The 25,558-nt window shown below is 67.1% G+C and carries 22 protein-coding genes; 17 read left to right on the forward strand and 5 right to left on the reverse strand.

Annotation, left to right across the window (positions count from 1 at the left end; translation table 11 throughout):
- Nucleotides 1-559 precede the first annotated feature (559 nt).
- From mltB to A7X97_RS05790, 3 genes are all read left to right on the forward strand, one after another.
- Nucleotides 560-1,705: a lytic murein transglycosylase B gene (gene mltB, locus A7X97_RS05780; protein WP_061479687.1), complete on the forward strand. Its 1,146-nt coding sequence runs from the start codon at nucleotides 560-562 to the stop codon at nucleotides 1,703-1,705.
- Nucleotides 1,702-2,973, forward strand: coding sequence for a septal ring lytic transglycosylase RlpA family protein (locus A7X97_RS05785; RefSeq protein WP_053498246.1), 1,272 nt, complete (start codon nucleotides 1,702-1,704; stop codon nucleotides 2,971-2,973). Before mltB ends, A7X97_RS05785 begins: the two co-directional genes overlap by 4 nt.
- A 100-nt stretch (nucleotides 2,974-3,073) precedes the next feature.
- On the forward strand, nucleotides 3,074-4,294 hold the full coding sequence (locus A7X97_RS05790) for a D-alanyl-D-alanine carboxypeptidase family protein (RefSeq protein ID WP_061479685.1): 1,221 nt from the start codon (nucleotides 3,074-3,076) through the stop codon (nucleotides 4,292-4,294).
- A gap of 244 nt (nucleotides 4,295-4,538) precedes the next feature.
- On the opposite strand, the gene A7X97_RS05795 is transcribed toward A7X97_RS05790, so the two are convergent.
- The gene (locus A7X97_RS05795; RefSeq protein ID WP_080376906.1) at nucleotides 4,539-5,597 is read right to left on the reverse strand and encodes a lipid A deacylase LpxR family protein; all 1,059 of its coding nucleotides are present in this window, start codon (nucleotides 5,595-5,597) and stop codon (nucleotides 4,539-4,541) included.
- A 351-nt stretch (nucleotides 5,598-5,948) separates the two neighbouring features.
- Here A7X97_RS05795 and A7X97_RS05800 point away from each other — a divergent pair, with 351 nt between their 5' ends.
- The 7 genes from A7X97_RS05800 (at nucleotide 5,949) to gnd (ending at nucleotide 13,410) form a co-directional block, all read left to right on the forward strand.
- Entirely contained in the window at nucleotides 5,949-6,227 is a 279-nt protein-coding gene (locus A7X97_RS05800; RefSeq protein ID WP_065196483.1) for a YbeD family protein, read from the forward strand.
- The gene (gene lipB / locus A7X97_RS05805) at nucleotides 6,215-6,925 is read left to right on the forward strand and encodes a lipoyl(octanoyl) transferase LipB (protein ID WP_072167188.1); all 711 of its coding nucleotides are present in this window, start codon (nucleotides 6,215-6,217) and stop codon (nucleotides 6,923-6,925) included. Before A7X97_RS05800 ends, lipB begins: the two co-directional genes overlap by 13 nt.
- A gap of 18 nt (nucleotides 6,926-6,943) precedes the next feature.
- Entirely contained in the window at nucleotides 6,944-7,954 is a 1,011-nt protein-coding gene (gene lipA / locus A7X97_RS05810; protein ID WP_072167187.1) for a lipoyl synthase, read from the forward strand.
- A gap of 278 nt (nucleotides 7,955-8,232) precedes the next feature.
- Nucleotides 8,233-10,410: a carboxy terminal-processing peptidase gene (locus tag A7X97_RS05815; protein ID WP_072167186.1), complete on the forward strand. Its 2,178-nt coding sequence runs from the start codon at nucleotides 8,233-8,235 to the stop codon at nucleotides 10,408-10,410.
- A 234-nt stretch (nucleotides 10,411-10,644) separates the two neighbouring features.
- Complete coding sequence (locus A7X97_RS05820; RefSeq protein WP_111007679.1) at nucleotides 10,645-11,241, forward strand: DUF2242 domain-containing protein; 597 nt, start codon at nucleotides 10,645-10,647, stop codon at nucleotides 11,239-11,241.
- 2 nt (nucleotides 11,242-11,243) lie between these two features.
- Entirely contained in the window at nucleotides 11,244-12,494 is a 1,251-nt protein-coding gene (locus A7X97_RS05825) for a hypothetical protein (RefSeq protein WP_111007680.1), read from the forward strand.
- Between the two features lie 10 nt (nucleotides 12,495-12,504).
- Complete coding sequence (gene gnd, locus A7X97_RS05830) at nucleotides 12,505-13,410, forward strand: phosphogluconate dehydrogenase (NAD(+)-dependent, decarboxylating) (protein ID WP_072167183.1); 906 nt, start codon at nucleotides 12,505-12,507, stop codon at nucleotides 13,408-13,410.
- Nucleotides 13,411-13,594: 184 nt separating this feature from the next.
- Here the strand turns inward: gnd and A7X97_RS05835 are convergent, their stop codons facing one another.
- On the reverse strand, nucleotides 13,595-14,638 hold the full coding sequence (locus tag A7X97_RS05835; RefSeq protein WP_072167182.1) for an oxidoreductase: 1,044 nt from the start codon (nucleotides 14,636-14,638) through the stop codon (nucleotides 13,595-13,597).
- Between the two features lie 172 nt (nucleotides 14,639-14,810).
- On the opposite strand from A7X97_RS05835, the gene A7X97_RS05840 reads away from it, so the two are divergent.
- From A7X97_RS05840 to A7X97_RS05855, 4 genes are all read left to right on the forward strand, one after another.
- On the forward strand, nucleotides 14,811-15,197 hold the full coding sequence (locus A7X97_RS05840) for a BON domain-containing protein (RefSeq protein ID WP_072167181.1): 387 nt from the start codon (nucleotides 14,811-14,813) through the stop codon (nucleotides 15,195-15,197).
- A 231-nt stretch (nucleotides 15,198-15,428) separates the two neighbouring features.
- On the forward strand, nucleotides 15,429-17,246 hold the full coding sequence (locus A7X97_RS05845) for a sensor histidine kinase (protein ID WP_111007681.1): 1,818 nt from the start codon (nucleotides 15,429-15,431) through the stop codon (nucleotides 17,244-17,246).
- The gene (locus tag A7X97_RS05850; RefSeq protein WP_005411057.1) at nucleotides 17,243-17,683 is read left to right on the forward strand and encodes a response regulator; all 441 of its coding nucleotides are present in this window, start codon (nucleotides 17,243-17,245) and stop codon (nucleotides 17,681-17,683) included. The genes A7X97_RS05845 and A7X97_RS05850 overlap by 4 nt, the downstream gene beginning before the upstream one ends.
- A gap of 4 nt (nucleotides 17,684-17,687) precedes the next feature.
- The gene (locus A7X97_RS05855) at nucleotides 17,688-19,199 is read left to right on the forward strand and encodes an ATP-binding response regulator (protein ID WP_111007682.1); all 1,512 of its coding nucleotides are present in this window, start codon (nucleotides 17,688-17,690) and stop codon (nucleotides 19,197-19,199) included.
- 80 nt (nucleotides 19,200-19,279) lie between these two features.
- Here A7X97_RS05855 and A7X97_RS05860 read toward each other — a convergent pair whose 3' ends face one another.
- Nucleotides 19,280-20,020, reverse strand: coding sequence for a proteasome-type protease (locus A7X97_RS05860; RefSeq protein ID WP_061479677.1), 741 nt, complete (start codon nucleotides 20,018-20,020; stop codon nucleotides 19,280-19,282).
- Nucleotides 20,021-20,109: 89 nt separating this feature from the next.
- Between A7X97_RS05860 and folK the strand changes: the two genes are divergently transcribed.
- Complete coding sequence (folK, locus tag A7X97_RS05865; RefSeq protein ID WP_053498221.1) at nucleotides 20,110-20,595, forward strand: 2-amino-4-hydroxy-6-hydroxymethyldihydropteridine diphosphokinase; 486 nt, start codon at nucleotides 20,110-20,112, stop codon at nucleotides 20,593-20,595.
- Nucleotides 20,596-20,654: 59 nt separating this feature from the next.
- Here folK and A7X97_RS05870 read toward each other — a convergent pair whose 3' ends face one another.
- Nucleotides 20,655-21,392, reverse strand: coding sequence for a pteridine reductase (locus tag A7X97_RS05870; protein ID WP_072167179.1), 738 nt, complete (start codon nucleotides 21,390-21,392; stop codon nucleotides 20,655-20,657).
- A gap of 59 nt (nucleotides 21,393-21,451) precedes the next feature.
- On the opposite strand from A7X97_RS05870, the gene A7X97_RS05875 reads away from it, so the two are divergent.
- Together A7X97_RS05875 and A7X97_RS05880 are read left to right on the forward strand one after the other, a co-directional pair.
- A complete protein-coding gene (locus tag A7X97_RS05875) occupies nucleotides 21,452-22,636 on the forward strand; it encodes a class I SAM-dependent methyltransferase (RefSeq protein ID WP_111007683.1) in 1,185 nt (394 codons plus the stop codon).
- Nucleotides 22,624-23,025, forward strand: coding sequence for a VanZ family protein (locus A7X97_RS05880; RefSeq protein ID WP_181503425.1), 402 nt, complete (start codon nucleotides 22,624-22,626; stop codon nucleotides 23,023-23,025). Before A7X97_RS05875 ends, A7X97_RS05880 begins: the two co-directional genes overlap by 13 nt.
- A 118-nt stretch (nucleotides 23,026-23,143) precedes the next feature.
- Here the strand turns inward: A7X97_RS05880 and A7X97_RS05885 are convergent, their stop codons facing one another.
- Entirely contained in the window at nucleotides 23,144-25,501 is a 2,358-nt protein-coding gene (locus A7X97_RS05885) for a family 20 glycosylhydrolase (protein ID WP_111007685.1), read from the reverse strand.
- Between the last annotated feature and the right edge of the window lie 57 nt (nucleotides 25,502-25,558).

Here is a 25,558-nt window from a genome sequence, read left to right on the forward strand (position 1 = left end):
CCCCGCACTGCCCACCCACCCGGCCAGCTCCCAGCAATCCGGCTTTCTGCGACCACCCAGACACCACCCACGAGGGGGCTGCGCCGTTGGCCGGAGACTTCCTGGCGCTGCGCATTGCCCGTTGTGGAAGCGTTCTCACAACAATGCGACGCAACACGCTCCCCGACGAAAGTCCGCAAAAAACGTTAGCTGGTTCACATTTTTACACCGCGTTGATCTTGATCAATGGACTTGTCGTAATCGGCCTGCACAATGGCGGCCCGTTCGGCACGGCGCGCCGTCAATCGATGCAGCGCGAGGGGGCGTCGGGCGGGAGCAGTACTGATCCAACGGGTACAGGGAGCGCGGGGAACTGCCACTGGGGAGCGGCAGCCGCGCAGGTACCGACCGGATCCGGTCGCCGGTTGCGTCTGCGGGGATGGGGACGCAACCGGCCACCTCTATCTGAATGGGGAAGCTCGATCACGACGTCTTCACATTTCCCGCTGAACGTGGGCAAATCGTTGTGATTCATGGTGTTAGGGGTTTTAATTCATCCATGACCTGCTAACCTGCGACGATGATTCGACGCACTCTGGCCTGCATGCTCACCCTCGGCCTGGTCGCCTGCGCGACCCAGCCGAAGTCCCCACCGTCTCCGCCCCAGGCCAGCAGTACGCCGCGCCAGCCCGCCACCAAGGCCCACGGCCCGGCCGAGGCCGCGCCCGAAGCGGCCGCTGCTACAGCGCCGCCGGTCGATCTCACCCCGGTGCCGTTCGAGGTCGCACGGGCCCGCTTTGTTGCCGATACGGCCAAGCGCTATGGCCTGAAGCCAGAGCAGATCAGCAGCGTGCTCGACCAGGCGCAGGTGCGCCAGCCGATCATCGCCGCCATGTCGCGCCCGGCCGAACGGGTCAAACCGTGGAACGAATACCGGCCGATGTTCATCAGCAAGGCACGCATCGATGGCGGCCGTGCGTTCCTGGCCCAGCATCGTGCCGAACTGGATCGCGTGCAGCAGCGCACCGGCGTGCCGGCCGAAGTGATCGTGGCGATCATCGGCGTGGAGACCAGTTACGGGAAAAATGCCGGCAACCACCGCGTGCTCGATGCGCTGTACACGCTGGCGTTCTACTACCCGCGCAGTGGCGACCCGGCCAAGCTGGAACGCGAAGTGCGTCGCGAGCTGTTCTTCCGCGATGAGCTGGCCAAGCTGTTCGAGCTGGGCCGTGAGGAAAAGCTGGACATCACCACGCTCAAGGGCAGCTATGCCGGTGCGATGGGCATGGGCCAGTTCATGCCGTCCAGCTATCTCGATTACGCCGTGGACGGTAATGGCGATGGCCGTCGCGACCTGTTCACCAGCTACGACGATGTGTTCTCGTCCATCGCCAATTATTTCGTGAAGAAGGGCGGCTGGGTCCGTGGTGGCCAGGTGGCCGTACCGGCCACGCTGGCGCCGGGGCGCGAGGAGTTCAACCCGACCGAATGGATGCCGACCTGGTCGCTGGCCGACCTGGCGCAGCGCGGCTACCAGCCCAGCGCTGCGGTGCAGCCGGGCGCCACCGCAACGCCGATCACGCTTGAGGGCAGCACCGGCAAGCAGTACTGGCTGGGCTTCCAGAATTACTACGCGATCACCCGCTACAACCTCTCGAAGATGTACGCGATGGCCGTGTTCCAGTTGTCCCAGGCCATCGCCGGACAGGAGCTGCCCCCGGCATGAACATCAGATGGCTGGTCCCGAGCTTGATCGTCCTCGCGCTCGCTGCCTGCAGCAGTGCGCCGAAGAAGCCGGCCACGGCCGGCCACGGTGGCAAGCCCAGCGGCACGGTGGTGCAGGGTCGCGGCTCGCGCCCGGCGCATTGCCCGGAGGGCTCGCCCTATGCCGCGGCCAAGGAAGACCCGAACACGCGCGGCAACTACACCGCCGGGGGGCTGTACAAGCCCGGCGTGCGTGACAGCACCCCGGACTACATTCCCAACGTCGCCTGCATTCCCGAGCCGGAAGTGACCGCCGAAGAGCGTTCGGCCATCGGCAACAAGTCGCCGTACGTGGTGCTGGGCAAGTCGTACAAGGTGCTCGACGACACCCGCAACTATGTCGAGCGCGGTACGGCCTCGTACTACGGCGCCAAGTTCCACGGCCGCCTGACCTCCAACCGCGAGGTCTACGACATGTACCAGTTCACCGCCGCGCACAAGACGCTGCCGCTGCCCAGCTTCGCCCGCGTCACCAACCTGGACAACGGCGAGTCGGTGATTGTGCGCGTCAACGACCGTGGCCCGTTCCATGATGGCCGCGTGGTCGACCTCAGTTATGCCGCCGCGGTGCGGCTGGGCATCACCCAGCGCGGTACCGGCAACGTGGAAGTGCGTGCGCTGCAACCGGGCGAGAGCAACCTGCTGGCCCAAAAGCCGTCGCGCCGCGAGCGCCGTGCCGCCGAAACGGCTGTCGCGGCGGCCAGTACGCGCCCGGTAACGGCTGCGCGTGCCACCGCCGACAGCGACATTGATCGCCTGGTCAAGCGCCTGCCGGCCGACGCCATGCCTGCGCGTGGCCAGCCGGCCACCACCCAGGGCGTGGCCAGCGCCGTGCCGGACGTGGCGGTCAGCAGCCTGCCGCCGAGCGCACCGCCGGCGCGCAGCGCCCCTGTGGCACCGGTTGCCGTCGCCAGCGCGGCGCCGCGCGCGGTCACGCCGGCGCCGGCGCGTACGACGCCGGCCACACCGACGGCCCCCAGCCTGTCGCAGCAGGTGGTAGGCGCAGTGATGGTGCAGGTCGCCAGCTTCTCCAGCCGCGACAATGCCAACCGCGCAATGGGCCAGCTCAACGCCGCCGGCATCGTTGGCGCGACCATCAGCGACATCGCCGCCGGTGGCCGCACCCTGTTCCGCCTGCGCGTTCCCGCCAGCGACCATGCCAGTGCCGCGGAACTTGTCGGCCGCATTGCCGGTCTGGGCCTGGGTTCGCCGCAGATCGTCAAGGATTGACCCGCCCGGGCCGGTGCTGCCGGCCCATGCTGCCCCGGCCTTAGAATGGCCACTACGTTCCACCCTCCATTCCTGGCCGTCCCCTGGAGCCTGCTGTCCAATGAATTTCCGTTCCGCCGCCACCGCCCTGGCCGCCACCCTGGTGGTGGGCCTGGCTTCCGCCCAGACCCCGCTGCCGACCCCGGCCACGCCGGCGCCTGCCGCCGCCGCTGCCGCCCCGGCCACCGTTGCCACCCCGCCGGCGCCGGTGCCGAGCGTATCCAAGGCCTGGGTGCTGATGGACTACGCCACCGGCCAGGTGCTGGCCGGCGAGAACATCCACGAGCAGCTCGCGCCGGCCAGCATCACCAAGGTGATGACGTCCTACGTGGTTGCCGCCGAGGTCAAGAACGGCAAGGTCCGTGCGGATGACCAGGTGATGATGAGCGAGCGCGCCTGGCGCGAAGGCGGCGCCGGCACCGATGGCAGCTACAGCGGCTTCCCGGTCAACCAGACCGCACGCCTGGAAGACATGGAAAAGGGCATGGCGATCCAGTCCGGCAATGACGCCGCGATCGCCCTGGCCGAGCACGTGGCCGGCAGCGAAGAAGCCTTTGCGTCGCTGATGAACAGCTACGCCGCCAAGATCGGCATGAAGAACTCGCACTTCGTCAACGCCCACGGCCTGACTGCCGAAGGCCACCACAGCACCGCCTACGACCTGGCGCTGCTGGGCCGCGCGATGGTGCGTGATTACCCGGAAACCTACGCGTACAACAAGATCAAGGAATTCCAGGTCGGCAACATCAAGCAGCCGAACCGCAACCTGTTGTTGTGGCGCGACGGCAGCGTGGACGGTATCAAGACCGGCCACACCTCCGAAGCCGGTTACTGCCTGATGAGTTCGGCGCAGCGTGGCGACCAGCGCCTGATCGCCGTGGTATTGGGCGGTGCGTCGGAAAAGCAGCGCGCCGATGACAGCCTGGCCCTGCTGAACTGGGGCTTCCGCTTCTTCGAGACCCACCGCCTGTACGAGCCGGGCAAGGCCGTTGCCGAGCACAAGGTCTGGAAGGGCACCACCGACAAGGTGCAGCTGGGCGTGGCCCAGCCGATGCTGGTGAGCGTGCCGCGCGGCCGCTACAACGACCTGAAGCCGAGCATCGATGTGCCCAAGACCCTGGAAGCACCGTTCACCGCCGGCCAGCAGATCGGCACCGTGAAGGTCACCCTGGATGGCAAGGTCGTCGCCGAAGCGCCGCTGGTGGCCGTGGCCGCCGTCGAGCAGGCCGGCTTCTTCAAGCGCCTGTGGGACAGCTTCTGGATGTGGTGGGAATCGGAATGATCCACGCCCCGGCGTGGTGAACGAAAAGGCCGGCGAATGCCGGCCTTTTCTGTTTCGGGATGCCGGTTGCGTGCGGATGCGGGTAGTGCCGGCCGCTGGCCGGCTCCGCTTGAACCCATCCGGATGTGCCAACAGCCGGCCAGCGGCCGGCACTACCCTCAGCCGCTCGCTTACAGCGAGCGATGCAATAACCGGTGTGCCGACCAACGGTCGGCACCTACCCGCTTCACCATCAGCCCCTCGCCTACAGCGACCGGCTGATGGTGAAGCTGCCGAACACCGGCGCCTCGCGCTGGCCGTTGAACTCGCGCGTGCTGTGGTAGCGCGCGGCGGCGAACTTCCAGCGGCCGTACATCACCGCCACGCCGTACCCGCCGTAGGCCACCACATGGCGCTTGTCCACGCTGTGACTGTTGCGGAAGGTGTTGCCATCGAGGGTGATATCGCGGATCACCCAGGCAGCGTCCGAGGTCGCGAACAGGTGCCAGGACCACCCACTGGGGCGGCCGCGGCGGGTCGGCGCGGTGTTCTCGCCGGCCGGGCGCAGCGGCGTGCTGCCGAAGTCGTCTGGCAGCTTCCAGCCAAAGCGCACTTCACCGCCGAAATTGGCCTTGGTTTCCAGGTTGCCGATCGACCCGCCGTAGTGGCTGATGGCGTCCCAACCCCAACCGTCGGCATTGACGCTGGCATCGCCCGGCCAGCGGCGCATGCGCTCATGGGTCAGCATGAACAGTGGTTCGTTGTGCAGCTGGTTGTCCCAACCCTTGAATTTTTCGTCGCCCAGCACGTCGTGCACGGCATTCTGCACCTGCTTGCCCTGTGCCCACGGACCGACCACGCCCAGTGTCAGCTGGGTGGTCTGCAGGCGGTCGCCGCTGCGCGCATTGAAACCGAAGTTCGCGATCAGCACGCCGGCGTAAGGGCGGTCGTCCTCGATCAGGTCCCTGCGAGTGAAATCGGTCGGGGTGAAGATCCCCTGGCCGATGCTGAAGATCATGTTCTGCTGTTCGAACTTGCCCGGATGCAGCCCTTCCAGGTACCGGTTCACCCAGCGCGCCATGCGCGGCAGGCAGGGGTCGTCGGTGTAATCGACCAGATTGGGGGAAACCAGGGTCAACAGCGCACCGTTGGTATAGCCCTGATCCTGGTGGCGGCCGCCGAACAGGTCGTTGTCGACGCGGAAATTGACCTGCGGCGGGTGGTCGCGCATGGCGTCCGGGCCACATTGTTCGGCCGCCTGGGCGGCAAGGGGGAGGGCAGAGGCCAGCAGGCCGGCGAGCCCGAGAGCTGCGACACTACGCATGGATGGAATGCTCATGGGGAAGGGGGCGGTTTTCAGTCGTTTTCTGCAACGCTACGGTACTCGTGCCCGCGCGTCGGAACGAGCACGTCCGGATCACTTGTCTGTTCCGAAAACAACATTGTCCGGCGGGCACAATTTGTTACCCGCGCACGCGCCGCGGGCCTGGCGTGAAGGCGGTCGCGGGCCGCCCGTACGATGTTCGCGTTGGTGACGGTCAGGAGATTGCAGTCAGCTGCCGTTGGGCCTCAGGCCCGTCCCTTTGGGCCGCCTGCAACGCAGCAGACCGCCGGTGCGGTCCTGGCGTTGATGAATACTCTTGGGTTTGTTGCCCTGCGGCCCGATAATGGGGCCATGGAAATCAAGTCCGACAACCCCGACCACGGCTTCCAGTTCCCCGGCCAGTTCGAGCTCAGCGCCATGGGCCCGGCCAACCGCGGCCTGGAGCATGAGCTTCCCCGCCTGTTGCTGGCCGCCGGCATCGATGTGGTGAACGAACGCATCAGCTGGAAGCACTCCTCCAACGGCAAGTACGTGTCCGTCCGCATCGTGTTCAAGGCCGGGAGCCGCGAACAGTACGACCTGGCGCACCAGGCGCTGCGTGACCACCCGGAAGTGAAGTGGACGCTGTAGCCGACTCCTGCCCGGCCGAAGCCGCCCCGGAGGACCGTGCGCCGCGTCCAGCGCTGGTCCGTGACCTCGGCCGCCAGCCGTATGAACCGGTGTGGCGCGCCATGCAGCGCTTCACCGACCAGCGAAGCGACGCCGATGCCGACGAGCTGTGGGTGGTCGAGCACGATCCGGTGTTCACCCTGGGCCAGGCCGGCAAGGACGAGCATGTGCTGGCGCCGGGCGACATCCCCGTGCTGCACGTGGACCGCGGCGGCCAGGTGACCTATCACGGTCCCGGCCAGATCGTGATCTATCCGTTGCTGCGCCTGCCACGGCTGGGCATCGGTGTACGCGATTACGTGTGCCGCATCGAGCAGGCGCTCATCGATACCCTGGCCGAGTGGAACATCGGCGCCGAACGCCGCGAGGGCGCCCCGGGCGTCTACGTCGGTGGTGCCAAGATTGCCGCACTCGGCATCCGCGTGCGCCGCGGCTGCACCTTCCATGGGCTGGCCTTCAACGTGGCCATGGACCTGGAACCCTTCCACCGCATCAATCCCTGTGGCTATCAGGGGTTGCAGGTGACCTCGGTGCTGGACTTGGGCGGCCCCTCCGGGATGGACGCCGTCAAGCCAGTGCTGCTGGACCACCTGGCCCGCCAGTTTGGCCTGCTGCTGCAGCACACGCCCGAACGGCCCGATCTTTCTGCGGCCGCCTGACCGCCCCCCGGAACTGCCATGACTGAAACCACCGCCCGTTCCATTCCCCTGCAGATCGTGCAGGGCGATTCTCCGTCCACCGCGCCGTTGCAGGCCGGGGTCAAGCAGCTGGGCGGTGACAAGATCAACCGTTCGCCGGTGCAGTTCGCCGACGCGCCGGTACTGCGCAAGCCGTCCTGGATCCGCGTGCGCATTCCTTCGGGCAATGCCGTGCAGAACCTGAAGGCCAAGCTGCGCGAGAACCGCCTGGTGACCGTATGCGAGGAAGCCAGCTGCCCGAACATCCACGAGTGCTTCGGTCATGGCACCGCCACCTTCATGATCCTCGGTGAGGTCTGCACCCGGCGCTGCTCGTTCTGCGACGTGGCCCATGGTCGCCCGAAGCCGCCGGATGCCAACGAGCCGGCCAGCCTCGGCCAGACCGTGGCCGACATGGGCCTGAAGTACGTGGTGGTGACCAGCGTCGACCGCGATGACCTGCGCGACGGGGGTGCCCAGCACTTCGTTGACTGCATCACCGCCATCCGCGAGAAGTCGCCGGGTACCCGCATCGAGGTGCTGACCCCGGACTTCCGCGGCAAGGGCCGCATGGAACGTGCGCTGGAGATCCTGGCGCAGAACCCGCCGGATGTGTTCAACCACAACATCGAGACCGTGCCGGACCTGTACCGCAACGTGCGCCCGGGTGCGGACTACCAGTGGTCGCTGAACCTGCTGAAGAACTTCAAGGCGCAGCACCCGGACGTGCCGACCAAGAGCGGCATCATGCTGGGCCTGGGCGAGGACTTCGAACAGATCAAGGCCACGATGCGTGACCTGCGCGCGCACGACGTGGACATGATCACCATCGGCCAGTACCTGCAGCCGACCGCGCACCACCACCCGGTGCTGAAGTACTGGACCCCCGAGGACTACAAGGCGCTGGAAGACTACGGTTACGAGCTGGGCTTCAGCCATGTGGCGTCCGGCCCGATGGTGCGCTCCTCGTACCACGCCGACGTGCAGGCCAAGGGCGCAGGGGTTTCCTGACACCCTCCCGGTGGGTGGGAGCTGCTTCTCCTGTGGGTGCGGACCGTTGGTCCGCACACCTCTGCCTGCGGTAGAGCCGAGCCCATGCTCGGCTGCTTGCTGCCGGCCAGCCGAGCATGGGCTCGGCTCTACATGCATTCACAATTTGCTACACCGGCCCGGCTAGGCTGGTTTTCCACCGAGCGCGGCCGGGTGACAAACCCGGCAACTTTCGGCACTGTCGGGGTGTCTAAACACCTTGCAGTCTCCCCCTTGGCAAGGCGCCTTCGAGCACGTCAATGAAATTCAAAGCCCCCGCATTCCTGATGGCCCTGGCGCTGGTCGCGCCGCTGGCGCTGGCGGCCAAGGCCGACTCGCCTGCATTGCCCGCTGCGGCAACTGCCGATCAGGTGACCACCTCCAAGCTGGTATATGGCCTGTTGTCCGACAGTCGTTACGCCTACCGCCCGCGTGCGCTGGACGAGGCCACCTCCAAGGACGTGTTCAAGCGCTATCTGGAGACGCTGGACGGCGCCAAACAGTATTTCACCCAGGCCGACGTGGCGCGCTTCGCGCCCTTCGAAGCCAACATCTCCTCGGCCATCCGTGGCGGCGAACTGGAACCGGCGTTCCAGGTGTTCGCGGTCTACAAGCAGCGTGTCGGCGAACGTGTGGCCTTTGCGCGCAAGCTGCTCAAGCAGGAGCCGGACTTCACCACCGACGAGCGCTTCGAGTACGACCGCAAGAAGGTGCCGTGGGCGGCCAGCAGCGCCGAGCTGGATGAGCTGTGGCGCAAGTCGGTGAAGAACGACTGGCTGCGCCTGAAGCTCGCAGGCAAGAAGCCGGACGATATCCGCAAGACGCTGGACAAGCGCTACGCGACGCTGGAGAAGTCGGTCAATGAGCTGAAGGGCGAAGACGTCTTCCAGTTCTTCATGAATTCGTACACCAGCGCGGTTGATCCGCACACCGATTACTTCACCCCGCGCACGGCCGAGAACTTCAACCAGGCGATGTCGCTGTCGCTGGAAGGCATCGGTGCGCAGCTGCAGCGCCAGGACGACGTGGTGGTGATCCGCGAGATCATCGCCGGCGGCCCGGCTGCGGTGGACGGCACGCTGAAGCCGGGTGACCGCATCGTCGGCGTTGGCCAGGGCAAGTCTGGCCAGGTCGAGGACGTGATCGGCTGGCGCATCGACGATGTGGTGGCCAAGATCCGCGGCGCCAAGGACACCCAGGTCAAGCTGGAGTTCATTCCGGCTGCCGAAGGTGCCGACGGCAAGCACCACACCCTGGTACTGACCCGGCAGAAGGTGCGCCTGGCCGAACAGGCCGCCAAGGGCGAGACCATGACCATTCCGGCCGCCAACGGCGAGCCGGCACGGAAGATCGGCGTGATCAAGCTGCCGACTTTCTACCAGGACTTCGAAGGCCGTCGCCGCAACGCCGCCGACTATGCTTCGGCCACCCGCGACGTGGCCAAGCTGCTGGCTGGTTTCAAGAACGACAAGCTGGACGGCGTGGTGCTGGACCTACGCAACAATGGCGGCGGTTCGCTGGATGAAGCCATCGAACTGACCGGCCTGTTCATCGAGCAGGGCCCGGTGGTGCAGGTGCGTGAGTCTGGTGGCCGCGTCACCGTCAACAGCGACCGCAACCAGGGTGTGGCGTGGGATGGCCCGCTGGCGGTGCTGATCAACCGCGGTTCGGCCTCGGCCTCGGAGATCTTCGCCGGTGCGATCCAGGATTATGGTCGTGGCCTGGTGATCGGTGAAACCAGCTTCGGCAAGGGCACCGTGCAGAACATCGTCGACCTCGACCGTTGGCCGAGTGGCGAGACCCAGCGCTTCGGCCAGGTCAAGCTGACCATCGCCCAGTTCTTCCGCATCAGCGGCAGCAGCACCCAGCACAAGGGCGTGGTGCCGGACCTGGCCTTCCCGGCCAGCGTCGATGCCACCGAGTTCGGCGAGAGCACCTACGATAACGCCCTGCCGTGGACCCGCATCGCCGCCGTGCCGCACACCCAGTACGGCAACTTCGCGCCGCTGCTGCCGAAGCTGGAGGTCCGCCACGACGCGCGAATCGCCACCGACAAGGAATTCCAGTGGTGGAACGAGGACGTGCAGCAGTTCCGGACCGAGGCGGCGAAGAAGTACATCTCGCTCAACGAGGCCACCCGTCGCGCCGAACGCGAGCGCCAGGACGCCCAGCGCAAGGAACGCCAGCTGCAGCGCAAGGAGCTGGGCCTGGCCCTGGACCCGCTGGCCGATGACAGCAGTGATGATGGCCTGACCGGCAACGAACGCGACATCGTGAAGGATGCCGCCCGCGAGAAGGCCGCCGAAAAGCGTCCGGACCCGCTGCTGCGCGAGTCGGCCTCGATCCTGGCCGACGCGGTGAACCTGCTGGCCAATGACCGTCCGCTGTCGGCCCAGGTGCTGCCGCAGTCCACCGGCGCGGGGCGTTGGGCGGACTGAGCCGGAGGCGGCGCACGACATCCGCAGGGGCCGGCATTGCCGGCCCCTATCTGTTTGGGAAGCCCATTCCCGGTCGCGCCGGGCCATGCCCGGGCCAATGAAGTGCCGCAAACGACTTGATCCCCTCCGTCCCCTTTTACGTGCATGAACCGGGAGCAACGTGGGGGGGCATATCGACCTGCCGCACACGGGGGCGGGACTACCCTTGGTGCTTCCGTCCTCGCAGGAGTACCCATGCGGGCCTCCCGTCTTTCCCGCGCTGCCATGGCGTGCGCCAGCGCCTTGATCCTTTCGGCCTGTGGTGGCCGCGCCGCCGACAGCACCGTGCTGCGCGAGTCTTTCGATTCCGGCGATACCTTCTCGCGCACCGTTGAGGGACGCCCCGGCGAAGCCTGCGAGGCCGCGCGCCGCACGCTGCTCAGCCAAGGCTATGCCATCGCCCGCTCCGATGACGCACAGGTGGAGGGCAACAAGAACTTCCAGCCGCGCGAGGATGACCATGAGCAGCTGGTGCTGCGCATCTCCTGCGCCCCGCGCGGCAGCCAGACGCTGGTGTTCGTCAGTGCCGTGCAGGACCGCTACGCGCTGAAGAAGAGCCCGACCTCGGCCAGTGTCGGCGTGGGTGCGCTGGGCTCGGTGTCGCTGCCGTTCGGCAGCAACGACGACTCGCTGGTGAAGGTGGCCAGCAGCACGGTCACGGATGCCGAGTTCTATCGTCGCTTCTTCCAGCGCCTGCAGCAGTATCTGCCGGCCGCGGCTGGCACGCCATCGCCATCGCCGTCGCCGGCAGCGGCGCCGGAACCCGCACCGGCGGTCACGGACCAGGGCTGAGTGTGCGCGGCAGGTGGCTGATTGCAGCCCTGCTGGCGCCCGCGTGGGTCGTGGCAGCGCCATCCCCGGACTGTACGCAGGGCCTGCTGCAGCGGTTGGGGTGGCGCTTCGAAGAAGCGTCCCTCACCGCGCCGCAGGTGCGCGGTGGTCCCGTATGTACGCGTGCCTCGCTGGCTGATTCACAGGCGGCCGGCGACCTGCAGGTGCGGTGGCCGGCGGCGCTGCCCGCTGCCGCTCGGCAGGCACTGCAGCAGCAGCTGCTGGATGACCCCGCCACCGTCTGCGCCTATGCCTTCGAGCTGGGGGCGGCCACGCGGCGCGCGACTTCGGCATTGCAGGGCAATCCCACGTTCCGCTTCTCCGGCCCGCAGCTGGGATGGATCGGCTTCGGATTGCAGGGCGCACCGGCACAGGGTTGGCAGCGTACGCGCAGTTTCGGTCGTGGCTTCGTGCCCCGCGCGGGCAACAGCCATGCGCTGCAGGCGTTCTACAGCGGTGCCGTGCGTGCCGAATGCGGTGTCGGCCGCCAGGTCGCACAGCTGGCCACCCAGCGCGAGCTGTATGGCGATGCTGCGTTCGACACCGGGTTCGCAGCGGAGGAACTGTCGATCGGCACCTTCCTCGCGCTGCACGACACCGACAGCATCCTGCTCGGCGCGCATGCGGGCGACCTCTTCGCCGATGGCAAGGCGGTGCGCACCTCGGCGATGGGGCGGCAGGCGTTCGTGGGCGTGCCCGGTTTCATCGAACATGTGTACGACAAAGGCACGCTGGACGACCTGAGCAACCAGGCCGAGAACTTCGTGGTGGTCGAGGTGGGCGAGGGCGCTGCGCAGGCGCTGGCGCTGCACGCCGGCCTGGCCTGGTACGACCAGCGCAATGCCGAGCTCTGGCAACTGGCGCAGGACATTCCGCGCGCCGGCCAGCGCTATTTCGAGCGCCTGCTGTTCGAGCGCGATCCACAGCTGCGCGCACGCCTGGCACCGCGCTACCACGCGGCTCTGGTGCGCATGGATCAGCTGCTGGACGATCCGTTCTACCAGCAGTTCGTGATCTACGTGCATCCGCGCGGTATACGTCCTATCGGCTACCACATCGTCCGCCTGCTCGATCGCAACCCGAGAACGCCGTTTTCGATCGACCTGGCGGTGCACAATCTGCATACCACGCTCTACCGGCGTTGGCGCGAGGCGCAACTGCGCCACTGCGCGGCTACCGGCAGGCCAGGCAGCCTGACCCTAGACCCCAACTGAAGGTGAAACAATGGATATTGCAATGATCGGCCTCGGCCGCATGGGCGCCAACATGGCCCAGCGCCTGCATCGCGGCGGCCACCGCGTGGTCGGCTACGACCCGGGCGAAAGTGCGCGCCAGCGCGCTGCAGAAGCCGGCCTGGAAGTGGTTGATTCGCTGGCCGCCGCCGTGGCCGCGCTGCCGGTGCCGCGCGTGGTGTGGCTGATGGTGCCGGCGGGTGAAACCGTCGACCAGACGCTGGGACAGCTGACCCCGCACCTGGCCGAGGGTGACATCGTCATCGACGGCGGCAACTCCAACTACCAGGACTCGATCCGTCGCGCCAAGGCGCTGGCGGAGGACGATCTGGGCTACGTCGACTGCGGCACCAGCGGCGGCGTGTGGGGCCTGCAGGAAGGCTACAGCCTGATGGTCGGTGGCGAAGCGCCGGTGGTGGAGCAGATCGCACCGCTGCTGCGCACGCTGGCTCCGGCGGAGGATCGCGGCTGGGCGCGTGTTGGTCCATCCGGCGCCGGCCATTTCACCAAGATGGTCCACAACGGCATCGAATACGGAATGATGCAGGCCTATGCCGAAGGCTTCGCGCTGATGGAGCGCAAGCAGGAAATGGAACTGGACCTGGCCCAGGTGGCCGAAGTCTGGCGCCACGGCAGCGTGGTGCGTTCGTGGCTGCTGGACCTGAGTACCGAAGCACTCAAGCGCAATCCGTCGCTGGATGGCATCGCGCCATACGTGGAGGATTCCGGCGAAGGCCGCTGGACCGTGGCCGAAGCCATCGCGCTGGACGTGCCGGCACCGGTGATCACGTTGTCGCTGCTGGAGCGCCTGCGTTCGCGCGAATCGAATTCGTTCACCGATCGCCTGCTGTCGGCGATGCGCAATGAATTCGGCGGCCACGCCATCAAGAAGTCGTAAGCACTGCGGTGGGGTCAGAGTCCTTCGGCGTTGCCGAAGGGATCCGACCCCGGGCAGATCGGGGTCGGATCCCTTTCCGCAGGAAAGGGCTCTGACCCCATGCAGCCAGTCGAGCATGGCTCGACTCTACAAAAGCCGTCTCTGATCGTTGCCACGTCATCCACGCATGGCGTGGATCTACTGGTCAGTCCAACGCGATCCGCCGCCCTTCGCGCGCGCTGTCCATGCCGGCCTGCAGCAGCCGCATCAACTGCAATGCCTGCATCGGGCTGACCGTCGCTTCGCCGTCGCCGTGCATCGCCGCTGCGAACTGCGCATACAACCGACGATAGTCGCCGGGCAGGTTGTCGACGGTGCTGCGCAGAACATTGTCTTCTGCATCACAGCGCACCAGTTCGCCATGCCGGGGATCGATGCCCCAACCGGGCGCACCCGGCGCTACGCCGCGGCGCAGCTGGGCCTCCTGCACATCCAGGCCGTACTTGATCCAGCTGGCCTTGCTGCCATGCACGCTGAAGTGCGGGGCAGGGGCAGCCACCAGCGAACCGGCATGCACGATGGCGCGATGCCGCGGGTAGTGCAGTACGGCGTGGAAGTAGTCGATGCCGGCGCCACCTTGGCGCTGCACGGCCAGATCCGCATCGATGGCGTCGGGCCAGCCGAACAGCACCAGCATCTGGTCCAGCAGGTGCGGGCCGAGGTCGTACCACAGGCCACTGCCTGGCCCGTCCTGTTCGCGCCAACGGTCGCGCACCTGCGGCCGGTAGCGGTCGAAATGCGCATGGCATTCGGCCACCTCGCCCAGCGTGCCTTCGGACAGCAGCGCCTGCAGCGTGAGGAAGTCGGCATCGAAGCGCCGGTTCTGGAACACGGTGGCGATGCGGCCGGCGTCGCGTGCTGCGGCCAGTACTGTTTCCGCTTCGGCCACATCCAGCGCAAAGGGTTTGTCGACCAGCACGTGCTTGCCGGCGGCCAGCGCGGCCATCGCCAGTGGCACGTGCTGTTCGTTCGGCGTGGCGATCACCACCGCATCCACCGCTGGATCGTCGAACACGTCCTGTGGCGTTGCACGCACGTGTACGTTGCTGAACGTGCGCAGCAACGTGTCGCGCTGCGAGCTGACGATGCTGTGCAGGACCAGGCCGGGCGTGTGCTGGATCAGAGGGGCATGGAAGACGCGGCCGGCGAGGCCGTAGCCGATCAGGGCCAGGTGCAGGTCGGGGCGCATGGCAGAGCTCCGGCTGGGGGGGAAGGGCAGGGTAAACGACGGATGCGGACAGCCCAAAACTGAACCGTTGCCGTTGGAAACGCTTCGATTCACGGCGGCATGACCGCGACGCCACGCCTGCTCTACGTGCGCTTGTCCAGACTGGCAGCACATCCCGAAGGAGAACGACACGATGAGCAATACCACTCGCACGCTGATTGCTTCTGCCCTGACGCTGGGCCTGGCACTGTCCTCCTCGGCCGCCTTCGCCAAGGACCCGGCCGCGAAGAGCCCGCCGGCCACCAGCGCACATCCGGCTACCCATGCGGATCGCCATGATTCCAACGAACCGGTGACCGACAGCTGGATCACCACCAAGGTGAAGGCGGACCTGCTGACCAGCAGCAACGTCCCCGGCACCGAGATCAAGGTGGAAACGGTGAACGGCGTGGTCAGCCTGAGCGGCACCGTGGCCACCCAGGCCGAGAAGGACAAGGCGGTCACCACCGCCAAGGGCATCAAGGGCGTGACCCGCGTCGATGCCGCCGCATTGAAGGTCAGCGCTGCCGCCAAGCGCTGAACCGGTTGGGCGCCCCCGCGTGGGGCGCCCGGTGACCTGTAGCGCCGAGCCACGCTCGGCTGGAACTCCAAGGCAGCCGAGCATGGGCTTGGCCCTACAGGTCTGATTGCCAACCCGTTCAGCCGACCGCGCTGGAAATTCCAGAGTTGTGACCGCCTGCGCTATATTGCCGGTTCCGCCGCAACCGGGCTCGACCCGGCCAACGCGTCGCGGCAGAGCTGACGAGGAACTATGGCGCTGGTTTTCAGTGACGACATCTGGGACCGCTGGCGGTTGCCGGCCTTGGCGCTGGCCGCCGCCGCGATTATCGTGGTGCCGTGGTTGACCCTGCGTAAACTGCAGCAGGACAGCGAACAAGCGATGGCCTGGGTCAACCACACCCAGGCCGTGGGCGTGGCACTGCAGCAACTGCAGGCCGATGTGCGCGACGTTGAATCGGCCGCGTTGACCCTGTCCAAGGGCGTGGATGCCCCCGGCCTGCGCGAGCGCATGGCCCGCGCCGATGAAATTCCCGGGCGCCTGGCCGAACTGGGCCGGATGACCCGCGACAATCCCGACCAGCTGATCCGCATCGGTCGGATCGAATCGATGCTGGAAGGCCGCATGACACTCGCCCGCGAGCTGGCCAGGTCCGAGCCGAACAGCGACCAGCGCGAGCTGGTGCAGGACCTGAGTACGCGCTATCCCATCCGCGGGCTGGTGGAAGAACTGCAGGCCAGCGAGCAGAAGCTGCTGGCGCTGCGCGCCGAGCAGGCGGCGCGCCAACGCAAGCAGACCGAACTGGTGTCGTGGAGTTCGCTGGTGATCCAGCTGGCGCTGCTCGGCCTGGTGCTGTGGCTGCTGCAGCGGCAGATCGGCCGTCGCCTGCATGCGGAGCGGCAATCGCTGCGCTCGGCTGCACGTGCGGCGTCGGTGCTGCAGACCGTGCGCGAACCGATCGTGCTGCTCGACCGCGACCTGCGCGTGCAGCTGCACAATCCAGCATTCGCTGAGCTGTACGGCCTGCAGGACGAGCGTGCCGACGGCCTGCTGCTGGAAAACGTTGGCGACAATGCATGGCAGGACCCGGTGGTCCGGCAGCGCCTGGCCGACGTACTGTCGCGCGGTCGCGAACTGTGGGACTTCGAGCACGAGCAGCGCACCGCTGACGGCGTGGTGCGCTACATGCTGCTCAACGCGCGGCGCATGCCGCTGCCCGACAGCGATGACGAGGTAGTGCTGCTGACCATCAGCGACGTCACCATGCAGCGCGCAGTGCAGCTGCGCGTGGAAGAGCTGAACCGCCAGCTGGAAGGCAAGGTTGCGCAGGTATCCGAGGTCAACCGCGAGCTGGAGGCCTTCAGCTATTCGGTCTCGCATGACCTGCGTGCACCGCTGCGCCACGTGGCCGGATTCTCCGACAAGCTGTCGCGCCACCTCGGCGATCAGGCCGATGACAAGAGCCGCCACTATCTGGACGTGATTTCCAGTTCGGCCCGGCGCATGGCAGCGTTGATCGACGACCTGCTGGTCTACTCGCGCCTTGGCCGTGCGGCGATGCGGCAGCAGGCGGTGGACATGCAGTCGCTGGTGGCCGACACCCGGGCCATGCTCGATTCCAACCTGCAGGCCGAGGCCGAGAACAGCGGCCATGTGCACCAGGTGGAGTGGAACATCGCGCCGCTGCCGATCGTGGTGGGCGACGAGAACATGATCCGCCAGGTCTGGCTCAACCTGCTCGGCAACGCAGTGAAGTACTCGGGCAACCGCGAGCCGGCGAAGATCCGCGTTGACTACCAGCAGCAGCCCGACGGCGGCCATCAGTTCACGGTCAGCGACAATGGTGCAGGCTTTGACATGGCCTACGCCGGCAAGCTGTTCGGTGTGTTCCAGCGCCTGCACAAGGCCAGCGACTATCCGGGGACCGGCATCGGCCTGGCCAGCGTGCGCCGCGTGCTGACCCGCCATGGTGGCCGTATCTGGGCCGAGGCCGAACCGGACGTCGGCGCCACTTTCCACTTCTACCTGCCTCCCGCGACCGACGCGGACAAACAAGGTCCCTCTGCATGACGACTCTGCGCACCATTCTTCTCGCCGAAGACAGCCCGGCGGACGCCGAAATGGCGATCGACGCCCTGGAAGAAGCGCGTCTGGCCAATCCCATCGTGCACGTCGAGGACGGCGTGGAAGTGATGGACTACCTGCTGCGTCGCGGTGCCTTCGCCAACCGCGAGGAAGGCTTGCCGGCGGTGCTGCTGCTGGACATCAAGATGCCGCGCATGGATGGCCTGGAAGTGCTGCGGCAGATCCGCGAGCACGAAGAACTCAAGCGGCTGCCGGTGGTGATCCTGTCGTCCTCGCGCGAGGAAAGCGACCTGGCCCGCAGCTGGGACATGGGCGTGAACGCCTACGTGGTCAAGCCGGTGGACGTGGACCAGTTCTTCGGCGCAGTGCAGACCCTGGGCAAGTTCTGGGCGTTGATCAACCAGGCACCGGAACTCGAGTGAGCCCATGCCCCTGACCGGTCCCGCCCTGGGGGCGCTGCGCATCCTGCTGGTGGAAGACTCACCGGAAGATGCCGAGCTGATGTCCGAACAGATGCTCGACGCGGGCCTGGAGGCCCGCTTCGAGCGTGTCGAGAGCGAGGCGGAACTGCGCCAGGCACTGGCGGTGTTCCAGCCGGACATCGTGCTGTCCGACCTGAGCATGCCGGGGTTCTCCGGTGACGACGCGCTGCGCATCGTGCGCGAGACCTCGCCGGAGGTGCCCTTCATCTTCGTCTCCGGCACGATGGGTGAGGAGAATGCGGTGGCGGCGCTGCAGAAGGGCGCCAACGACTACATCATCAAGCACCAGCCTGCGCGCCTGCCTTCGGCGGTCGCGCGTGCGATCCGCGATGCACGCAGTGCGGTCGAGCGCGCACGCGTGGAAACCGAACTGATGCGTGCGCAGCGGCTGGAAAGCCTGTCTCTGCTTGCCGCCGGGCTCAGCCACGACCTGCGCAACATCCTGCAGCCGTTGCTGATCATGCCGGACCTGCTGAAGGCCCGCACCGAGGATCCGCAGCTGCACCACCTGGCCGACGTCATCGCCGAGTGTGGCCGCCGCGGCCATGAGATGGCCGAGTCGATGCTGTCGTTCGTGCGTGGTTCGCGCAAGCCGAGCGAGCGCATCGAGATCGATGGCCTGTTCGATGCGGTGGCGCTGCTGTTGCGCAGCAACGTGCCCGATGCCGTGCGCCTGGAACTGCAGGTGCTGGACGAAGGCCTGGTAGTCGACGCCAACTACACCGAACTGCAGCAGGTAATGCTGAACCTGGCGCTCAACGCGATCCAGGCGATGCCCAACGGTGGCCGCCTGAGCCTGACCGCCAGCCATGCCGGCCAGCGCGATGGCGTGGACTGGATGCAGATCTGCGTGTCCGACGAAGGCATCGGCATGGATGCGGACACGCTGTCGCACCTGTTCAATCCGTTCTTCACCACCAAGGCCGATGGCACCGGCCTGGGCCTGATTTCCTGCAAGCGCATCGTCGAAGGCGCCGGCGGCAGCATCCATGTCAGCAGCCAACCAGGGCAGGGCACCTGCTTCGAGCTGCGCTTGCCGATGCACGAAGCCAGCGACGGCAGCGAGCCGATCGAGCAGCTGGTGGCCCTGGGCAGTGGCCAGTCGATCCTGGTGGTCGACGGCGAAGCCACGCGCCTGTCGCTGCTCGGCAACGCGCTGTCCAGCCAGGGGTATCAGCTGCAGCTGGCCTCCGATGGCCCGGCGGCGCTGCGCTGGATGCAGCAGGAGGCGATGCCGGCGCTGGTGATTGCAGACGCCGGCTCAAAGCTGCTGCCGGCCAGCCAGCTGCTGGGCGAGATGGCTGCGATGGGCTATCGCGGCCCGGCGCTGGTGCTGGAGGACGCGGCGGTGGCGGTGCCTGCCGATGCCTTCCCGGCCGGCGTGGACGTCCATGTACTGCGCAAGCCGCTGCAGATGCAGCAGGTGTTCCGGGCAGTGGCCGAGGCGCTGGGCTGATGCCGCTGGGGTTCTGTGGAGCCGAGCCTATGCTCGGCTGCTGTTCGCATTGACCTCGACAGCCGAGCATGGGCTCGGCTCTACAGGGCGGTTTCCCAGGGGAACCGCGGCAGCGCGTCCACCGCCTGTTCCAGCCGCCGCGACCAGTTCTGGTGGATGTCGGCATACAGCGTGGAATCCGCGCCCAGCCGCAGCTGCTGGCCGATGCGCAGTTCACCGTCGCGCAGCAGCGCCAGGTCGATCGGCAGGCCTACCGACAGGTTGGAACGGATGGTGGAGTCCAACGAGACGATCGCCGTGCGGGCAGCATCCTCCAGGCGCGTGGCGGGGCTGAGGATGCGGTCGAGGATCGGCTTGCCGTACTTGGATTCACCGATCTGCAGGTAGGGCGTCTCCGGCGAGGCGGCTATGGCGTTGCCGAGCGGGTAGATCATGTACAGCCCGGGCCGCTCGCCGGCGATCTGGCCGCCGAAGATCAGCGTGGCCTGGGTGTTGACCCCGTCATGGCCGTGTTCGCTGTGGCTGCTGTGCACCTGGCTGTCCACCAGCAGCTGCCCCACATACGCGGCGGCTTCGAACAGGTGGGTCATGTCGCGCAGGTTGGGCACGCGCCGCTCTGCGGCGTCGCGGCCCAGGCGCGACACCAGCAGCTGGGTGGTGGCCAGGTTGCCAGCCGCCATCAGCACGTAGGCTGCCTGGCCGGGATATTCGAACACGTGCAGCTTGCGATGCACGCGTACATCGTCCAGCGAGGCATTGGTCCGGGTGTCGGCAGCGAAGACCAGGCCCTCGTCCACCTCGATTCCAACGCAATAGGTCATGTCGGTGCCCTATCATGTGCGTCCCGGATTGTAGGCAGGCCGCCGTGACGACGGCATGTCCACGCCCCCCTCGCTGCCACCTGAACCGCATGACGACCGTGCTCCTGAGCCTGGGCAGCAATGTCCAGCCCCGCCGCTACCTCCACGCCGCGGTGGCGGCCCTGCGCGAGCGCTTCGGCGCGCTGCAGGTCTCGCCTGCCTACCGTACCGCCGCGGTCGGCTTCGACGGCCCGGCCTTCCTCAACAACGCGGTGGCGATCGAGACGGACTTGCCGCTGCAGGAACTGGACGACTGGCTGCATGCGCTGGAAGACGCGCACGGCCGCGACCGTAGTGGGCCGCGCTTCTCCGACCGGACCCTGGATATCGACGTGGTGTTCTACGGCGACCTGGTGGTGGAAGGTCCCGGCCACCTGCGCATTCCCCGTCCCGAACTGAAGCATGCCTTCGTGCTGAAGCCGCTGGCCGACATCGCGCCCGACTTCATCGATCCGGTCAGCGGGCTGGACCTGGCCACGCTGTGGCGCGCGCACGCGCAGTTTGGGGAGGCGTTCGAGGTGGTTGACCTGGATTGATGGAGGTTGCCGGCAGCGGCCGGCATGACCGGTAGCGCCGGCCGCTGGCCGGCAACCTCTCAGCTGACCGTGCGCCCGCCATCCACGCGCAGCGTGTGGCCGGTGACGAAGCTGGCTTCGGCCACCAGCCAGTACACCGCTTCGGCGATCTCTTCGACCGTACCGATCCGCGCCAAAGGCGTGCGCGCCAGCAGGGCCTCGCGGGCGAAATCGTCCTTGCCCTGTTCCGGCCACAGGATCGCGCCGGGCGCCACCGCATTGACCCGCACCTTGGGCGCCAGCTCCAGCGCCAGCGAGCGGGTGGCCATCTCCAGCGCGGCCTTGGCCATGGTGTAGGCGATGTGGTCGCGCATCGGGTCGGTGCCGTGCAGGTCGGTCAGGTTGACGATGCAGCCCTGCTGGCGGCGCAGGTAGGGCGCGGCCGCCTGTGACAACAGCAGTGGCGCGCGCGCATTGACTGCATACAGCTCGTCCATCGCCTCGGCGGTGATCTGGCCGAGCGGGGTGGCATAGAAGTTGGAGGCGTTGTTGACCAGAGCGTCCAGGCGGCCGAAGTGGGTAACGGCCTGTTCCACCAGGTCGGGCAGGGCGTCGGCATCACGCAGGTCGGCCTGAAGGGCCAGCACGCTGCCGGGGCGCACGTTGTCGAAATCGAACGCGGCCTGCTGCAGTTCGGCGCTGGAGGTGTTGGCATGCAGTACCACCGACCAGCCACAGGCGTGGAACTGGCGGGCGATGGCCGCACCGATCCGGCGCGCGCTGCCGGTGATCAGGACCACGGGGTGGGTATCGCTCATCGAGGGTCCTCCAAGGCTCGGCTATCCTGTGCACCATTGTCACCGCATTCGAAGACGCCATGCAGCCCACCTTCCCCCTGCCCGAAGCCGATGCCCTGGCCCACAGCGACCAGCTGGCGGCCGCCCTGCGCGCCGAAATCCTTGCGCAGGGCGGGGCGATGCCGTTCTCGCGCTTCATGGAGCTGTGCCTGTACACCCCAGGCTGGGGCTACTACAGCGCCGGCGCCAGCAAGTTCGGAGGCAGCGGCGACTTCACCACCGCACCCGAGCTCGGCAGCCTGTTCGCCGGCAGCGTGGCCAATGCGCTGGCGCCAGTGTTCGCCCAGCTGGGCGCGCAGGCCCGCATGCTGGAACTGGGCGGCGGTACCGGCGCCTTCGCCGAGGCCGTGCTGCTGCGCCTGGACGAACTGGACGCGCTGCCATCGCGCTACGCCATCCTCGAACCCAGCGCCGACCTGCGCGAGCGCCAGCAGCAGCGCCTGCAGCAGAACCTGCCGGCCGAGTTGGCCGCGCGCGTGGGCTGGATCGACCGCCCGTTCGAGGAGGACTGGGAGGGCGTGGTGTTCGCCAACGAGGTGATCGACGCGCTGCCGACCCCGCGTTTCCTGATCCGGGACGGCGAGGTCTATGAGGAAACCGTCGAGCTTGATGGCGAAGGCAACTTCATCCGTGGCGCGCAGCCGGCTGACATCCTGCTCAACGGTGCGGTGCGCCACATCGAGCGCTACCTGGAAAAGCCCTTTGCCGACGGTTACCGCTCCGAGGTGCTGCCGCAGCTGCCGTACTGGCTGCAGGCAGTGGCTGGCGGCCTGCAGCGTGGTGCGATGCTGTTTGTCGATTACGGCTACAGCCGCAGCGAGTTCTACCAGCACGACCGCGACGATGGCACGGTCCGCGCGTTCTACCGCCACCACGTGCATAACGACGTGCATCGTTGGCCCGGCCTGCAGGACATCACCGCGTCGGTGGATTTCACCGCGATGGCCGAGGCGGGCATGCACGGTGGTTTCGAATTGGCGGGGTACTGCAGCCAGGCCAGTTTCCTGCTCGGCAACGGCCTGGACCAGGTGCTGCTGCTGGCCGAAGAGCGTACGGATGAGGTCGGCCGCATCCAGCTGCGTGACCAGGTGAAGAAGCTGACCCTGCCGACCGAGATGGGCGAGCGCTTCCAGGCCATCGGCCTGCAGCGCGGCGTCGACTTCGAGCCGGCGTTCGAACTGGGCGACCTGAGCTGGCGCCTGTGAGCAGTGCGTTGCCGCTGATCAAGCCGCTGCGGCGGCCGCGGCTGTGGACCGCGCTTTGGACATTGGCGGTGTTGCTGGTGATCGTGGTCTGCCTGATCCCACCACCGCCGATCCCGCTGCCGGAAAACAGCGACAAGGGCGAGCACTTCCTCGCCTACTTCCTCCTGGCCGGCAGCGCGGTGCAGCTGTTCCGGCCGGGGCGCCCGCTGCTGTGGGTGGGCGTGGGGCTGGTGCTGATGGGCGTCGGCATCGAGTTCGCGCAGGGTACGCTGACCAGCAACCGCACTGCTGACCCGATGGATGCGCTGGCCAACACGATCGGCGTGCTGGCCGGCATGGCCACGGCACTGACCCCGTTGCGCGATCTGCTGATGCGCTGGCGGGGCTGAGGTTCCTGTAGAGCCGAGTCCGTGCTCGGCTCCCTCCCGAAAGGCAGCCGAGCATGGGCTCGGCTGTACAGTAGATCCACGCCATGCGTGGATGGATTGCGCCAGGACAGGCTTGCGGTTACTTCTTCAGCGTGACCTCATCCAGCACCCACATCGCCGGGCGCGTATCGCCGGTGAAGTTGATGCACAGGTCACCCGTGCCCTGCGTGCCCTTCGGCAGCGCCGCACGCAGGGTCACGAAGCCATCGGCATCGGGCGTGGCCGGCAGCGGTACTTCAGCCAGCACCTTGCCCGTGCAATCACCGCGGCGGATCAGCATTTCGCCGTGTGCGCTCCGGGCCTTTTCGAAGCGACGCTTGGGTTCATCGTGGGCCAGCTGGAAGTAGTACGGAATGCGGCCCGCGCGGACCTCCACGCTGCCGATGCCGTCCAGCTGCGCCTGCGGCCAGCGCCAGCATGGCTGGAAGATGTCGACGTTGAACACCGCACGCGTTCCCTCGCTCGGGCCGTCGTCTTCCAGACGCAGCACCAGCCCCTTCTTGCCCACACAGCTGAGCAGCGCATCGCTGCGGCGGCTGAGCAGCGACTGCGCGGTGAACGTGGCGATGGTCGGCTTCGCGGCCAGCATCTGGCCCTGGTAGAACGCGGCGGCCTGCACGGTGGTCGGCAGCGTCGCGGTCAGCGGCTGCTGGTACAACGGCGACTGCGCGGTCACCGGCTGGCCATCGGTGCTGTAGCGCACTTCATAACCCAGCGGGTTGGCCAGCGATAGGGTCACGGAGTTTTTCGCGCGATCATCGGTGTAGTCCACGCCCACTTCGAACGGGGTCTGAGCGTAGGCCAGGCCCCAGGCACGGTAGCGCTGCAGCTGCGCGGGCAGGCGCGCGAGGAAATCGCGGAAGTCGCGATGTTCCGGCGTACTCCAGCCGGTCTCGGCCACGGCGGCCAGGCGCGGGAACAGGTTGTGCTGCAGGCGCGCGTAGGTGCGCGTGTGCTCGGTAAACATGTTGGCCTGCAGGCCGAGAATGTGCTGGCGCTTGTCGGCCGCCAGCTCGGCCGGCACCGGCTCGAAGTTGTACAGCTTGCCGAGGTTGACCTGGGTCGGGCGGCCCGGCGGTTCATTCGGCGAGGCCGTCTGCAGGTAATCCAGGTACAGGTACCCCACCGGCGACATGACCACGTCATGGCCGGCACTGGCTGCAGCCAGGCCACCTTCGGTGCCCTGCCACGACATCACCGTGGCCTGCGGTGGTAGGCCGCCTTCGAGGATTTCGTCCCAGCCGATCAGGCGCCGGTCGTGCTGCTCCAGGAAGGTCTCCAGGCGCTTGATGATGTGGCTCTGCATGGCCATTTCATCCTTGATGCCCAGCGCACGCATGCGCTGCTGCACCTGTTTCGAGGCTTCCCACTGGTCCTTGACTGCTTCGTCGCCGCCGACGTGGACGTACTTCGCAGGGAACAGCGCGATCACTTCTTCCAGTACGTTCTCGAGGAAGGTGACGGTGCTGTCTTCCACGTTGAACAGGTTCGGGAACACGCCCCATTCGCTGATCGGCTTCAGCGGGGTGTTGATTGAACCCAATTCCGGGTACGCGGCGATCGCCGCGGTGGCATGGCCGGGCACGTCGATTTCTGGAATCACCTGGATATGCAGCCTGGCGGCATAGGCGATCACTTCGCGGATCTGCTCCTGCGTGTAGAAGCCGCAGTACGGATGCTCCTTGCCACTGGCCGGATCGATGCCACCGTCGCCGGCCGGCAGGCGGCAGCTGCCCACCTCGGTCAGCTTCGGGTAGCGCTTGATCTCCATGCGCCAGCCCTGGTCATCGGTGAGGTGCCAATGGAAGGTATTGAGCTTGTGCGCGGCCATGGCATCGAGCACGCGCTTGATCTCGTCCAGGCTCTGGAAATGCCGCGCCGAGTCGAGCATGAAACCGCGCCAGCCGAAGCGCGGCGCGTCCTGGATCTGCACCGCCGGCAGCACGCCGTTGCTGCCACCCGTGACCAGCTGGGCAAGCGTGGTTGCGCCGTAGAACAGGCCGGTTTCGTTGCCGGCCTGCACCAGCACGCCCTGCGCGGTGCTTTCCAGCGTGTAGCTCTCACCGCTGTCGCGGAAGGTCGGGACGATCTGGAAGCGGATGCTGCCCGACTTGCCTGCCGCCTTGCTCATGGCCGGCATGAGTCGCGGACCGCCACTGCGGGCCAGCAGGTCGGCGAACTGGGTGGCGACGCGCTGCGCGGCTTCGCCTTCGGCGTGCAGCGCGGTATCGGCGCGTACGGTGATGCCGCTGCCCTGGCCGTGCTGCACGGTAGCGGGCGCGGGAATCAGCATCAGGCTGCCGGCACGCAGCTGCGGGCCCGGTGCTTCAGCGGCCGGCGTGGGATCGGCGGCGAGTGCGGGCAGTGCCGGCAACAGGGCGAGCAGGCTGCCCAGCAGCACTGCGCTGCGCATCCGGGCGCGGGAAGGTTTGACCATCGGAACGACTCCTTGGAACGGTGCGATGAACGCTATACATGAAAAACGCCGGGCCCG

Source organism: Stenotrophomonas sepilia, from assembly GCF_003244875.1.
Classification (GTDB): domain Bacteria; phylum Pseudomonadota; class Gammaproteobacteria; order Xanthomonadales; family Xanthomonadaceae; genus Stenotrophomonas; species Stenotrophomonas sepilia.